The 14,690-nt window shown below is 38.4% G+C and carries 15 protein-coding genes; 10 read left to right on the top strand and 5 right to left on the bottom strand.

Going from position 1 to position 14,690, the window contains the following annotated elements; genetic code table 11:
- Positions 1-132: 132 nt before the first annotated feature.
- Positions 133-666 carry an HD domain-containing protein gene (locus B494_RS0116810; RefSeq protein ID WP_017473547.1) on the top strand — a complete coding sequence of 178 codons (534 nt, stop codon included), beginning with the start codon at positions 133-135 and terminating at the stop codon, positions 664-666.
- Positions 667-1,143: 477 nt separating this feature from the next.
- Here B494_RS0116810 and pepT read toward each other — a convergent pair whose 3' ends face one another.
- Positions 1,144-2,382, bottom strand: coding sequence for a peptidase T (pepT, locus tag B494_RS0116805; protein ID WP_017473546.1), 1,239 nt, complete (start codon positions 2,380-2,382; stop codon positions 1,144-1,146).
- 478 nt (positions 2,383-2,860) lie between these two features.
- Between pepT and B494_RS0116795 the strand changes: the two genes are divergently transcribed.
- The 7 genes from B494_RS0116795 to B494_RS0116765 all read left to right on the top strand — a co-directional run bounded on the left by B494_RS0116795 (position 2,861) and on the right by B494_RS0116765 (position 9,723).
- Entirely contained in the window at positions 2,861-3,175 is a 315-nt protein-coding gene (locus B494_RS0116795; protein ID WP_017473544.1) for a squalene/phytoene synthase family protein, read from the top strand.
- A 114-nt stretch (positions 3,176-3,289) separates the two neighbouring features.
- Positions 3,290-4,318 (top strand): type 2 isopentenyl-diphosphate Delta-isomerase, encoded by a 1,029-nt coding sequence (fni, locus tag B494_RS0116790; protein WP_017473543.1) that lies wholly within the window; start codon positions 3,290-3,292, stop codon positions 4,316-4,318.
- A gap of 187 nt (positions 4,319-4,505) precedes the next feature.
- The gene (locus B494_RS0116785) at positions 4,506-5,336 is read left to right on the top strand and encodes a sulfurtransferase (protein WP_017473542.1); all 831 of its coding nucleotides are present in this window, start codon (positions 4,506-4,508) and stop codon (positions 5,334-5,336) included.
- 208 nt (positions 5,337-5,544) lie between these two features.
- Positions 5,545-6,519: an ABC transporter substrate-binding protein gene (locus B494_RS0116780; protein WP_017473541.1), complete on the top strand. Its 975-nt coding sequence runs from the start codon at positions 5,545-5,547 to the stop codon at positions 6,517-6,519.
- A gap of 204 nt (positions 6,520-6,723) precedes the next feature.
- Positions 6,724-7,710, top strand: coding sequence for an ABC transporter permease (locus B494_RS0116775; RefSeq protein WP_017473540.1), 987 nt, complete (start codon positions 6,724-6,726; stop codon positions 7,708-7,710).
- Entirely contained in the window at positions 7,711-8,505 is a 795-nt protein-coding gene (locus B494_RS0116770; RefSeq protein WP_017473539.1) for an ABC transporter ATP-binding protein, read from the top strand. It abuts the gene before it with no gap.
- A gap of 33 nt (positions 8,506-8,538) precedes the next feature.
- Positions 8,539-9,723 carry an aminotransferase-like domain-containing protein gene (locus B494_RS0116765; protein ID WP_017473538.1) on the top strand — a complete coding sequence of 395 codons (1,185 nt, stop codon included), beginning with the start codon at positions 8,539-8,541 and terminating at the stop codon, positions 9,721-9,723.
- 229 nt (positions 9,724-9,952) lie between these two features.
- Here B494_RS0116765 and B494_RS19730 read toward each other — a convergent pair whose 3' ends face one another.
- From B494_RS19730 to ectA, 4 genes are all read right to left on the bottom strand, one after another.
- Positions 9,953-10,402 carry a YueI family protein gene (locus tag B494_RS19730; protein WP_017473537.1) on the bottom strand — a complete coding sequence of 150 codons (450 nt, stop codon included), beginning with the start codon at positions 10,400-10,402 and terminating at the stop codon, positions 9,953-9,955.
- A gap of 302 nt (positions 10,403-10,704) precedes the next feature.
- Positions 10,705-11,094 (bottom strand): ectoine synthase, encoded by a 390-nt coding sequence (locus B494_RS0116755; RefSeq protein ID WP_017473536.1) that lies wholly within the window; start codon positions 11,092-11,094, stop codon positions 10,705-10,707.
- A gap of 15 nt (positions 11,095-11,109) precedes the next feature.
- Entirely contained in the window at positions 11,110-12,384 is a 1,275-nt protein-coding gene (gene ectB, locus B494_RS0116750; RefSeq protein ID WP_017473535.1) for a diaminobutyrate--2-oxoglutarate transaminase, read from the bottom strand.
- Complete coding sequence (gene ectA / locus B494_RS0116745) at positions 12,359-12,904, bottom strand: diaminobutyrate acetyltransferase (protein WP_017473534.1); 546 nt, start codon at positions 12,902-12,904, stop codon at positions 12,359-12,361. The genes ectB and ectA overlap by 26 nt, the downstream gene beginning before the upstream one ends.
- Positions 12,905-13,197: 293 nt before the next feature.
- Here ectA and B494_RS0116740 point away from each other — a divergent pair, with 293 nt between their 5' ends.
- Positions 13,198-13,971, top strand: a complete 774-nt coding sequence (locus B494_RS0116740) for an ABC transporter ATP-binding protein (RefSeq protein ID WP_017473533.1) — start codon at positions 13,198-13,200, stop codon at positions 13,969-13,971.
- Positions 13,972-14,049: 78 nt separating this feature from the next.
- Entirely contained in the window at positions 14,050-14,397 is a 348-nt protein-coding gene (locus tag B494_RS0116735; protein ID WP_026065298.1) for a DUF1360 domain-containing protein, read from the top strand.
- Positions 14,398-14,690 lie beyond the last annotated feature (293 nt).

Below are 14,690 nucleotides of genomic sequence, written 5' to 3'. Positions count from 1 at the left end.
AGGAAGAGCGAAAACCTAAGGATTCAAGGTTCGCTTTATTAATATTACAAAACATTTACTTGAAATAGAGAAGGGGATGTGCTATTTTTAAAAACAATATAAAACTGATTCGTGGTTTTGGGAGGTGATGACGTGCGTGCTGTAACACTTGAACAATTGTTTCACCACCATATTGTCCAAAAATATGTTAAGCGTTCAGGGATGGCTCATGCGATTGATGTGGCGGAATGTGCGGTTGATATCGCCGTGAAGTCCTGTGTGAATCCAGACCATGCAGCTAAGGCAGGTTTTCTTCATGATATTGGTCACTATCAGTGGTATCAAAATGGCACGTGGGATTTTGATCAATATAAGGAAAATGATATTCATGCTATTAAAGGAGCAGAGCGTGCACATAAATTGTTAATTCGTCAAGGCGAACAACGAAAAGATGCAAAAGCCATCGCATTAGCTGTATTACTTCATACAGACTCCTATTTACCAGAGGGTTTCTTAAAGCTAACCCCACTTCAACAGGTTGTTGTTCAAGCGGATACAAAAGTAGAAGAAGCAGGAGGCGCCCACCACTATCGGAAAATAACTGATCAACTCGCATTACAACGGATCACCAAATTGGATCAAAGAATTGAGTATTTACTTAACAATGATCGACAACCCCGAACATGAATGTTTAGCTCCTAATTCAGCGGGTAAACAGTTGGTAAATGCTTGTGTTTGTAAAAGGAGATGGATAATATGGATCAAAATAAAGATGTAGAAGTGGAGAAAACCGAGAAAAAAGACAGATCCTAGTAAGGTAGGCGTAGCCTTTATCAAGTATGCTACTTATCTTATTATTTTCTTTGCTATACTATGTTTGTGATTACTTATATTATCTAGTACACATTCATCACAGATAACGGACGCTCATGTTCGAATTTACTCAATGGCCAATCAATGGGAGAAGAATGGAAGTGCCCGCTGATTGGTCGTTTTATATTCAAATGATCATGGAAAACGCGGATTTACTGGTTAATTGAATATCCGCGTTTTTTTGCATAGTAGAATAGCGTAACATGAACAAAATTAAAAATGTTAAGTGCAAAGTATCAGAAAAATACGCAGATTTGTTGATGGATTAACTTTTCTAATAGGTTTTCACCATTAAATACTTTTTTGTTCTGCAAAGAGCTGACTAATTTTCACAATTGTCTGTACGGCTTTTTCCATGTGATCAATTGAAATGTACTCGTATTTCCCGTGAAAGTTCTCTCCACCAGTAAATAGATTAGGTGTTGGTAATCCCTTGAAAGAAAGTTGAGAGCCGTCTGTTCCGCCACGTATAGGTGCAATGATGGGATTAATACCAAGTGCCTTCATTGCGTTGGCAGCAATATCAACAATATGTTTAACAGGCTCAATTTTATCGCGCATATTGTAATATTGATCAGTTAATTCGAGATGAATGGATTGTTGACCATATTTCTGTTTGAACTCCATTTCGAGCTTAGTTAAGCGCTCTTTTTTACTCTGGAATGCCTGATGATCATGGTCACGAATAATATAATATAGCTTAGCCATCTCTGTGGTGCCTGTAAAAGATAAGAGGTGATAAAACCCTTCATATCCCTCTGTAAATTCAGGAGCCTGTTCAGCAGGAAGACGGTCATGAAATGCCATTGCTAACTTCATCGCATTAATCATCTTATTTTTTGCTGTACCTGGGTGGACATTGTTACCTTTAAAGGTTATTTTAGCCGCAGCAGCATTAAAACTCTCATATTGTAGTTCTCCAATTGGTCCGCCATCTACTGTATAAGCATAGTCAGCGCCAAATGCTTCCACATCAAATTTATGAGGTCCACGTCCAATTTCTTCATCTGGTGTGAAGGCAACTCGGATTTTGCCATGTTTGATCTCAGGATGATGCATTAAATATTCCATTGCGGTAATAATTTCTGCAATACCTGCCTTATTATCTGCCCCAAGCAAAGTTGTCCCATCCGTAGTGATCAGTGACTGGCCTTGATAGTTTTTTAGTGCTGGATAATCAGATACGCGCATGACAATTTGATCGGTGCTGTTAAGAACGATATCTTTACCATCATAATCTTCTATGATTTGTGGATTTACATTTTTTCCAGTGAAGTCAGTAGCTGTATCAAGGTGAGCTAAAAAGCCGATCGTTTCAAGTTTCTGATCCGTATTCGCTGGTAAAGTAGCCATGACGTAGCCGTACTCATCTAGCGTCACTTCTGTCATACCAATAGCCTCTAACTCGTTAACGAGTTGCTTGGCTAATTGCCATTGTCCTTCAGTTGAAGGGCAAGTGGATATGTCCTCGTTAGACTGTGTATCGATCTTGACATAAGAAATAAAACGATTCACCATGGTTTGTCTCATCAATTTCAACTCCATTTATATAGATATAATTTTATTTTACCATAGCTTTGTTTTCACCGATAATACTTGAAATTTTGTTGTATAACGAGCTTAATAAAACAAATTTTCAATCAGTAGGGTTTGCGCTCTTCTCTCACTGATTGGTCGTTGAGTGAATCCGAACATGAGCGTCCGTTAGTTCCCGCTAAATGGATGATCTGTTCTCTATTTTGAGGCGGGCGTTTTACGGACGGTTATTAGTAATAAATATTAAATAAACGGGCATAAGGATCGGTTTCCTTAACGATATGATGTTGTGTGTTGGCTTTATCAGCCCATCTTATCGCGGAGCCAGCGAAAAATAAAATAGAAGAACAGAGTAATATAAAGGTTAACAGCCCTACTATCATTATTAAAAACCCCTTTCGATTGATTTGAATTCATCATAATTGATGAAACGCATTTCAGATCAAGAGGTTTTTTAAAAAGAGAGGAAAACTTGAGCAAGCAACGACTTGATTATATTCAAACAACTTATGATACAATGGAAGCATTAGAGGATTATTGCTATCGAGTTGCAGGTTCTGTAGGTGAGATGCTGATTCCAATCTTACATCCAACCCCCGATCGTGCTTTGATTGAATCCGGTATTGCACTAGGTAAAGCCATGCAGATTGTTAATATTATTCGAGACATTGGCGCCGATCAAAAGCTTGGTAGACGATATATCCCGCTTGAAATAATGATAAAGCATCATTATACTGAGTTACAATGGGAACAACAAGTAATTAATCACTTATCGAGAAATTATTAAAGTTGTGAAAGAGAATCAATACCAAGTTTTTCATAAACGTGCGATTGTTACAAATCAGCGAAAAGCTAAATTGCTAATGATGTTAACTAAATAGTTAAAAAGGGAGTTTTATTGATGGGAAGTGAAATTAACAAACGCAAAGCTGAGCATATTACTTTATGTTTAACAGATCAAGTGGCTGGAAAAGGAATTACTTCAGGGATGGAATCGGTCCGCCTTGTTCATAATGCCTTGCCTGAAATTGATTTCAATGATATAGAGTTAAACACTTCTTTTTTGGGAACCCCAATCGCAACGCCTTTTTTAATTAGTTCAATGACAGGTGGTGCGGAACAAGCTGGTGAAATTAACAAACATTTGGCAACTGCCGCAGAAGAGCGAGGCTGGGTTTTTGCCTTAGGTTCAACGCGGGCCTTAATTGAAAAAGAAAGTTTCCGTGAATCTTTTCAAATTCGTAAATATGCACCTACGATCCCGATTGTTGCTAATCTAGGTGCGGTTCAATTGAATTATGGATTTTCTGCTGAACAATGTAAAGACATCGTTAATATGACCGGGTCGACGGCGCTCGTACTGCATTTAAATTCAATTCAAGAAGTTATCCAAACAAATGGTGATACGAACTTTGAGAACTTGTTACCTAAAATAGATCAACTGACAAAAAATCTTGAAATCCCTGTTGGCATTAAGGAAGTGGGTTGGGGTATCGATGGACAAACTGCTAAAAAACTTAAAGATGTCGGTATCCAATTTATTGATGTTGCTGGTGCTGGAGGGACGTCTTGGAGTCAAGTTGAAAAACTACGTTCGAATGATTCAATTCGCAAGGAAGCAGCTGAGGCTTTTGTGGATTGGGGAATCTCTACTATTGAAAGCTTAGTATCGATTAAAGAAAAGGTGAATGATTGCCCACTTATTGCAAGCGGAGGAATGCGTACAGGCGTAGATGCAGCTAAAGCCATGGCTCTAGGCGCAAGTCATGTTGGATTTGCACGCTCTATTCTGAAACAAGCAACGACTTCGACTGAAGCGGTGCTGAATGCAATGGAGACACGTGAACTGGAATTGAAAATGGCCATGTTTGGGCTTGGTATAAAAACAATTCAAGCGTTAAGACAAACGGATCGTGTGCTTTTAACATAAAGCGAATCTTCAATCAGTGGGTACTTTCGTTCTTCTCCCACTGATTGGTAGCGGAGTTGATCAGGACATTAGCTTGTGTTTACGGACGGTTATCTGTGACCAATCATGTCCTCTACATAGGATAATTAAAATCGACTTATTGATCAGTAATCAATAGATATCATTTCAAAAGTAGGAGGGGTGAGGGATGGAGTTTTTAATAAATGTTGATCAGCTCTATGATCAGATATCTGGCGTCGTGATTATCGACACGCGCTTTGAATTGCTTAACCCAGAGAAAGGGTACCAAATGTATAAACAGGGTCATATTCCAGGTGCTCAATACTTTGGTTTGAATCAAGACATGTCTTCTAAACCACTTGAACATGGTGGTCAACATCCGCTACCAGATTCACACGTGTTTTTAGATAAATTAAGTCAGGCAGGTATTAATAAAGATACAACAGTAGTTATTTATGATCAAGGTAATGCGATGTTTGCGGCTCGGTTGTATTGGTTGCTTGACTACTATGGTCATGAAAAGAAATATATTTTGGATGGTGGTTATCAAGCTTGGGCAGACCAAGGTTTCCCAAGTACATCTATCGTTAAGAGACCAGTAAAGCAACATTACCAAGCTGAAGTAAACCAAGCAATGGTCGTTAATATTGATGATGTGAAGCGACAACGCCATGCCGATACGAGTATTCTGATTGATGCGCGCGCTAAAGAGCGTTATTTGGGTTTGACCGAACCGTTATATCATAAGGCAGGTCATATACCAGGGGCTAAATGTTTTGAGTGGACAGCTGTGTTAAATGAGGACGGGAAATGGCGCTCTAAGGAGGAGCTGAGCAACTATTTTGGTGATTTGGATCCGAATAATGAAGTGATTCTATCTTGTGGATCTGGCGTATCTGCATGTATGAATTATTTAGCTTTAACTGCTCTTGGCTATAAAAATATTAAATTATATCCAGGTAGTTATAGTGATTGGATTTCTTATCCTGAATTACCTGTAGAAACAGGTGGCGATTGAATGCAATTAGTGATTTTCTCGTAATAAAATGATATAAAAAAGGATAGAATGCTGTGATTGCAATAGGCATTCTATCCTTCTTTAAATATCCAACATTTTTCTTAGAAATTAACGAATAAAAATGTACCGGGTTGTATCAATATGTGTTATAATAGTCCGCATAAATTCAGAAAATTAAAAAAGAGGAATGCTGAGGGGAGCAAGATCTATGAAGAAAAAGCTATGGTTTATGGTGACGGGTATATGTTTGTTATTAGTAGTGACAGCATGTGCTAGCGACACAGGAGAAGAGGGTGATGAACAAACATTTAAAGTTGGCGTATCACAATTTGTTGAACATCCATCATTAGATGCGGCTTATCAAGGATTTCAGGCTGCTATAGAAGATGCTGGTTTAAATGTTGAATATGATATGCAAAATGCTCAAGCGGATCAAAGTAACACAGCGACAATTGCACAAAACTTTGTTGCTGATAATGTAGACTTAATATTTGCTAATGCAACACCGAGTGCACAGTCGGCTTTACAGGCCACCAATGATATCCCAATTGTTTTTACCTCAGTTACAGATGCTGTAGGATCAGGACTAGTAGAAGCAATGGATCAGCCCGGTGAAAATATTACAGGTGTAATGGATATGCATCCTGATGCTATTATAGAAACAGTTAACTTCATTGACACTTATTTTGAAGGTGCAACGATCGGTGTTATTTATAATGCAGGTGAGCAGAACTCGGTTACACAAATTGAACATGTGGAGGCAGCGGTTGAAGATACTGATTTAAGTATAGTGGATCGTACGGTTTCAACGTCAGCTGATGTGCAACAAGCAGCTACATCACTAGTTGGGGAAGTAGATGTGATCTATATTGTAACAGATAATACGGTGGTATCAGCATTAGAGACCGTTGTTAGTGTTGCCAATGATCAAGATATCCCACTTATTGTTGGAGAGCCGGATTCCTTAGAACGTGGTGGTTTTGCTACATTTGGTATTGACTATTATACGATTGGTTATCGCACAGGTGAGATGGCCGTAGATATTCTGACTGGAGAAAATACACCTAATGAAATTGATGTGGAATACCCACCTGAAATGCAACTTTTTATTAATGAAGAGGCAGTAGAAGAACAAGGTGTCGAATGGCATAGTGATTGGGACGAATTAGCTGAAACAAATTAAAGCTTAAGATTTAACCGACTCATGTACCAATAGACATGGTCGGTTTTCTCATTATTATTAATACTGATGTGATTGGAAACACCATTTTCTAAAAAATAAAAAGAAATTTAAATGGTTTAAATGAGTCAGCTTGCTCTTGCAACCAATCATGCAGAAAGTGAAATGGCTTTTAAATGTTTAAAATGACAGAAGGGGAGTAAGAACGTGTTTATTTCAATTTTTGGTGCCATCGAAGCAGGAGTTATATACGCTATTATGGCACTTGGGGTGTACTTATCATTTCGAGTGCTAGATTTTCCCGACTTAACGGTTGATGGTAGTTTTGTTACGGGAGCAGCTGTGGCTGCTATTGCGATTACTCATGATGTATCAACTGTTTTAGCGACAATGCTAGCTTTAATAACAGGTTTCATTGCTGGAAGTGTGACCGGTTTGTTGAATACAAAGGGGAAAATTAATCCGCTATTATCTGGTATTTTAATGATGACTGCTTTGTACTCAATTAATTTAAGAATTATGGGTCAATCAAATATTCCCTTACTTAATCAATCAACAGTATTCACTAGATTGAGTGATATTTGGAGTGGCTTAGGAATTGATACAACTTTGAATCAAGGATTATCCGCTATCGGGGCCAGTTCACTACCGAGAACGTGGTCTATTCTCATCGTCATGTTAGTGGTAACGTTGGTGATTAAGTTTATAACGGATTATTATCTAAAAACAGAGGTGGGGTTGGCGCTACGTGCAGCAGGTGATAATGAAAAGATGATTCGAAGTTTTTCGGCGAATACAGATCATTTGAAAATTATGGGCTTAGGTTTGTCGAATGGTCTTGTCGCATTGTCGGGCGCTTTGTATGCACAATATGTAGGGTTTGCTGATCTTAATATGGGAGTAGGTATGATTGTCGTTGGTTTAGCTTCTGTTATCATTGGTGAATCGATTATCGGAACAAAAAGCATTATGCGTACGACATTTGCCGTCATCTTAGGTGCTATTCTTTACCGGATTGTTATTGCATTAGCTCTACGGTCAACTTTTTTGGATGCAAATGATACAAAGCTTATTACATCTGTATTAGTTATTCTAGCGCTTGTTATTCCAAAATTAATCTCAACACATAAAGAAAGTAAACGGAAGCGGCGCAAACGTATAGCACTTCAACAACGTGCGAAAGGAGAGGTATAGATGTTAGAAGTAAACGACATTTCCCTAACGTTTAATGAAGGCACTCCAGATGAAAAACAGGCCTTACAAGATATTAATCTGAAATTAAGTAAAGGAGATTTTGTTACGGTAATTGGGAGTAATGGTGCGGGCAAATCAACATTAATGAATATTATATCAGGTGCATTATTACCTGATGTTGGTGATGTGCAAATTAATCAAAAAAAAGTGACGATGATGCCTGAGTATAAACGCTCTCAATATATTGGACGTGTCTTTCAAGATCCAATGGCCGGTACTTCTCCTACCATGACGATTGAGGAAAACCTAGCGTTAGCCTATTCACGGGATAAAAAGCGATCGCTCCGACCAGGTGTAAATAAGAAGCGACGTGATTTCTTCAAGTCAGCCCTAAACAGCTTACATCTTGGACTAGAGGATCGATTAAGTGCTAAAGTCGGTTTGTTATCAGGTGGTGAGCGTCAAGCTTTATCATTGCTGATGGCGACCTTTACTAATCCGGATATACTACTTCTAGATGAACATACAGCTGCACTTGACCCTTCACGTGCAGAACTTATTACCAATTTGACGCGAGAAATTGTTGAAGAAACACAATTGACCACCTTGATGATTACTCACAATATGCAACAAGCATTAGATCTTGGTAATCGTTTGATTATGATGGATAAGGGGCAAATCATTCTCGATATTGCTGGAGAAGAAAAGCTAACATTGACGATTGAAAAGCTACTGCATGAGTTTCAACGGATTCGTGGTGAGCAATTGGGTGATGACCGTGCTATACTGGGATAGCAGTGCAATTAAGTTGAAAGAAGGGAAGTAATCATGGAGTACGGTTTTGCAGATCGCGTCCGTTATTTCGATTCATCAGCGGTACGGGATATTTTGAAGGTTGTTAATAAAGGGAATGTCATTTCTTTTGCAGGCGGTTTGCCTGACGAGGGACTTTTCCCTGTAGAAGCTGTTGAGCAGGCATTCTCTAAAGCAATTAGATCGGGCAATAAAGCTCTCCAATATGCTGAAACAGAAGGTTTATTACCGTTAAGAGAGCAACTATCTGCACGTATGAACAGAAAAGGTATTATACGGAGCGCTGAGGATATTTTAATTACCTCAGGCTCACAACAAGCGATTGATTTGTTTTCACGTGTTATGTTTAATCCAGGTGACGTTATCTTAACAGAAGATCCAACCTACTTAGCAGCGTTACAAGTTTTTTCTTCTTATGAAACAAAGGTGGTTGCGGTAGCATCGGATCATGAAGGAATGATAGAAGAAGATCTTGAAGAGAAGATTAAAAGACTAAAGCCGAAATGCATTTATGTTGTACCAACTTTCTCTAACCCTGATGGGAAAGTTTGGTCGGAAGTGCGCCGTGAAATGTTAGTCAGACTTGCAAAAAAATATCAAGTCGTAATTATGGAAGACGATCCATATGGTGATATTCAATTTGACCCAGCAACGATTCCAGGTAGCTTGGCTGCACTAGATATCGACAATACATGCGTTGTCTATACGAGCACCATTTCTAAAACGGTGGTACCAGCTATGCGTATCGGTTGGATAACAGGTCCAAGTCCAATTATTCGTTTAATCACTCAAGCTAAACAGGCTGCCGATTTGCATACAAATTCGATTAGTCAGCATGCGCTTATGCATCTATTCAATGACTATGACCTCGATCGTCATATTGAAACGATTCGTGCTACTTACTATGAACGAATGTTGATAATGAAACGTTATTTAGATGAAGCTCAAATTCCAGGGTTAAGTTATTTAGAGCCTAAAGGCGGGATGTTCTTCTGGGTTACTTTACCAGATCACATTAATCCCTCAACATTATTAAAGGTGGCTGTTGAACAAGGTGTTGCCTTTGTTCCTGGTAGACCTTTTTATATTAGTGGGGAAGAGCAATCGACGATGCGTTTGAACTTCACTAATGCTTCGCCTGATCAGATAGAAGTAGGAATGGAACGATTAATTAAGGTATTAAAACTTGTCCATGTTTAGGCGTTAGCGCGTTGTAATTTTCAGAAAAGAGAATATGCGTTTTGTGGACAAGGCAAGAAGTATAAATTTCAAGTGTGATCATACGTTTCCGTAAAACCCCTGTCTTATTTAGAGCGTATAGCCCAACTATTTAGGCAGGTGACAACGGACGTTAATGGCTAGGTTAAATGAACCTTCAATCAGTGGGAGAAGAACGAAAAACTTCTCCACGAGTTGAAGGTTCATTTTATTAATCTTCATAACCAAGCAATTTTTTCCATAGCGGCCTCTTGTGATTGACCTGTTCTTTTGTATCATCATCGATAAGTGGTTCTTTATCATTTAGAAAGATCTCATCATGGTTGATAGCATAATCATAACAGAGGACGAGCCCATATGCGGATTGGTTGCTTTTTTCATCGACAAGGGTGTAATCTGTATCGTACTTTAAAGCTAGGCGTCGATAAGGTGTGAGCTTATCAAATAATATTTGCCCATTTAATAATAATTTAGCGTCACGATGTGAATCGAGTTTATCATCCAGTTCTTGAACCCCTACACCTTGTTTAATTTGTTCAACCGTAAGAACAAAAACAGCGCGTTCTCGCAAGCTTCCTAGAAATAGTCTCCGTTCATCGGGCTTTGTTTGTTGAGCTCCATAGATACCTTCATTTAAATAATCGTCTATATTTTTTGGCATATTTATTCACCTCGCCTATAGTATACCAAATGCAAGGATTAAATATAAAATGAAGTTTCAATCAGCGGGCGTTTTCATTCTATGTCACCGATATGTTAATCGAATGCACCAGTACATTAGCGTTTGTTATCACCCGCTTTAATAGATGAGCTCTACGCTCTAAATAAGGTAGGGGTTTTGCGGGCGCTTATCTGTGCTAAATAGGGTTGAAGAGCATATCACTTCACCAATGGTTGTTCACAAAGCACCTAAAAAACGAAGACGTATTAAAGTCTTCGTTTTTATAACAACTATATTGATTGTTATTCACTAACGTCAACAGGGTAAACCCCATTTTCGTCATGAACTTCAAGGCCAGATAGTGCTGGGTTGAATACACAAACCATGCGCATGTCTGTCTTTGCCCGAAGGAGGTGTTCATCGTTTTTATCTAGGGCATAAAGTTGGTTAGCTTGAATTGGCCATACTTTATTATCGCTTAGCGTCACGACTTCGCCTTCACCTTCAATACAGTATACAGATTCCAAATGATTTTGATACCAAATATGTGTTTCCGTGCCGGCTTTAATAATCGTATCATTGACCGAATAGCCCATGTTATCTTTTTTCATAATGAGGCGACGACTAATCCAATTGCCTCCATCAACTTCGTGCTCTGTACCTAATACATCTTCTAAAGATACCACTTTCATTTCAGATTCCCCCTCTTATACTGGTTGTGCTTCTGTCTTTAGCACGTTAGTTACACTTTTTTCAATAATAGCAAGTCCTTGATCCAAGCCTTGATCGTCAATTGTTAAGGCAGGAAAGAGTTTAAAGACTTCGTCATTCGGTCCAGCGGTTTCCATAATCAGTCCGTATTCAAATGCCTTAGCAGCAATTTTTGCTGACAAGCCCTCAACTTCAGATGCGACACCGACCATTAAGCCCCGTCCTCTTACTTCTCCTTTAAGTTCTGGATATTTTTCGACAAGCTGATGTAAGAAGTCATGTGTTTTGCCCGATTTTGCTTTAATATTATTTGTTAATTGATCGTCCTTCCAGTAATCAAGTGCTGCTGTTGCGGTTATAAAGGCATGGTTATTGCCACGGAAAGTTCCGTTATGTTCGCCCGGTGCAAAGATATCTATATCAGGTCGAATTAATGTAGCGGCAAATGGTAAACCGTAACCACTTAAAGATTTGGACATACAAATAATATCCGGTTTAATTCCGGCAGGTTCAAAGCTAAAGAAAGACCCTGTACGACCTACACCTGCCTGTACTTCATCGATGATTAACAAAATACCCCAACGCTTACATAATGCTTTAATTTTCTTAATCCAACTGAAACTAGCAGCATTAATACCGCCTTCTCCTTGAACGGTTTCTAAAATCATAGCAGCCGGTATGGCTACACCACTTCCGTTATCTTCTAAAAATCGCTCGATATAGTCAATGGAATCCTGATCATCTACATAATTGTCATAAGGCATGGTCACTACATTTTGTAATGGTATGCCAGCACCTTTACGTTTCATCGCATTCCCTGTCACGGATAATGAACCAATGGTCATACCGTGGAAACCATTCGTGAAACTAATGACATCTGTACGTCCTGTTACTTTTCTGGCTAATTTCAAAGCACTCTCTACGGTGTTCGTTCCAGTAGGTCCAGGGAACATTATTTTATAATCCATATCTCGGGGTTTCAAAATAATATCATTGAAAGCTTTCAAAAAAGTTGCTTTAGCGGCTGAGGCCATGTCTAAAGAATGGGTAATGCCGTCACTAACAATATAATCAATGAGTTTTTGTTTCATGTGTTCATCATTATGGCCATAATTGAGTGCTCCAGCACCTGAAAAGAAGTCAATATATTCCTGTCCAGATTTATCCCACATTTTATAGCCCTTTGTCTTTGTAAAGATAGTAGGAAAATTTCTAACATAGCTACGCACTTCTGATTCTAAATTTTCAAATACTTTCATATCTTCTGACATTTTCTTTGCCCCCTAAGTCATTGTTATTCTCTCTTATCGGTCCAATTCTAAATTTGAGTTCTTCCTCATATTCACTGTTGTTTGGAAATAAGTCTTCTGTAAAAAAGGATTGAATATTGCAAACGGCTTGGTGGTGAGATGCAAACTTTTTAAATAAAGCTTGTGATGCTTTGTTAGAAGGTGTAATTGTAGCTTCAATATAATTGACACCTTTATCCTTTACTTGATCCATTAAGGTAGTTAATAGAGAAGAACCTATTCCTCTCCCGCTATATTCTGGATCAACTCCAATCTGCCAGACGAATACAGTATCAGGTTGTTTAGGAGAGATAAATCCAGTGATGAAGCCAACGACGTGCTGATCATTTTTAGCCACTACACACGTATCGGTGAAATAATGACTCATCATAATGTATTTGTATGCAGAATTATTATCGAGTGTTGTTTGATTGACAAGCCTCCACAATTGTTTACCGTCATCTTGGTTTGGAGGCGAAAATTCGATCTTTTGATTAATCATGATCTACTCCCTTCTTTGTCAGATATCATAACAAACTCACACGTTAATTATCATAATACGAAACACATATTAGCTCAAACAAGATTAAACTTGATAATGAAGAGTTATTAATGATAAAACATGATGATTACCATTGATTAAGCATATAGTTAGGATTTCGGCTAAATCATTAAAGATTCTCGTATTTATGGAAAATTTGGTTACTTTACCGTTTTCATCTTGTAAAATACTCGAATATTTCAGATAATTAAATGATAATACGACTATAAAGGATTACTGGAGTGATTAATAAGATGATTTATTTAGAGGATGTTGGCTTATTAAGAGAAGGAAAATGGGTGTTAGAGGATATAAACTGGTCGGTAAAAAAAGGTGAGCATTGGGCGGTACTTGGCTTAAATGGTGCGGGTAAAACGGCATTGTTACATATGTTAAGTGCTTATTACTTTCCTACAAAGGGCGTGATAAAAGTACTCGATCGTTGTTTTGGTAAAGATACACTCGGTGAAGCATTAAGGCAAGATATTGGACTTGTCTCGCAGACCCTCCAAGCAAGATTTTATGAGAGCGATAGTGCTTATCAAATTGTATTAAGTGGAGGATTTGCCTCAATTGGTTTATATGAGACACCAACAGATAAGATGCGAGAGCGAGCAAAGCAATTGTTAAAGCAATTAGGGTGTTTTGATTATGCGAACCGATCTTTCTACACGTTGTCTCAGGGCGAGCGCCAACGTGTCATGATTGCCCGAGCGTTAATGGGAGAGCCTAAATTACTTATTTTAGATGAGCCAACCAACGGTTTAGATTTTTTGGCGAAGGAACAATTACTGGAGGCGGTCGAACAAATCACCTCTATGGATTATGCGCCAACTATTCTTTACGTGACGCATCACGTTGATGAAATCATACCCATCTTTACGAACACTTTAATGTTAAGAGAGGGGAAAGTATTTCATAGTGGGCTAACGAAACAATTGTTAACAGCCCCTGTTTTAAGTGGCTTTTTTGATATGGAAGTTGTGGTGTCAGAGCTGAATAATCGTGTGCAAATTTGGAAAAAGTAATCAAACGCTTAATCACATCACCCTTGCCTTGCATAAACTAACTAGAAAGAGGGAAAGAAAGGCAGGTGGGCTAATGTGGTGACAGGGTTTGAGTTCTTCCTAGTCATTATTGCTACCTTTCGCTTGATGCGTTTGCTCCGTTATGACTTTATTTCCAGTAAATTAAGAAACTATTTAATCGAGGAAAGGGAACAACCGCTAGGAGAAGATCAGATAGAGGTCATCATAAAAGGGAGAGGGACCGGAGCTCGTTATTTCTTTGGTGAGCTTTATGCTTGTCATTGGTGTGTTTCAATATGGTCAGCTATCATTTTATTAATGGGGTTGTATTATTTCCCTACTTTTTTTCAATGGTTAATCACCATTTTAAGTATAGCAGGACTAGCGAGCTATCTTCAATTTATCGTTGAATATCTAGATCGTTAATGAGGTATATTCAGCTTAAGGCAATAAAGATTATAGAAACGCATTCGCTAGAAAGATAAGCGAATGCGTTTTGCGTTGAATGCATTAGAGCAAAATCATGTAAATGAAATGCTACCACACAAAGATTTATTTATTTTTTATGACTTTTTTTTTGCCGCAGCCACATCCACCAGATCGTTTGACGGGTGTTGCTTTGATCACTCTTCTTTTTGTCATTTTTTTCCCTCCCTTAAACTTAACATACTATTATAGTACGTTAAGTTCGGCTATTGGTATGGGGAGAGCACATGAGA

The sequence above is a fragment of the Amphibacillus jilinensis Y1 genome (assembly GCF_000306965.1).
Taxonomy (GTDB): domain Bacteria; phylum Bacillota; class Bacilli; order Bacillales; family Amphibacillaceae; genus Amphibacillus_C; species Amphibacillus_C jilinensis.
The sequence above is the reverse complement of the archived record's forward strand: the minus strand, read 5'-3'. Positions and strand labels throughout refer to the sequence as shown.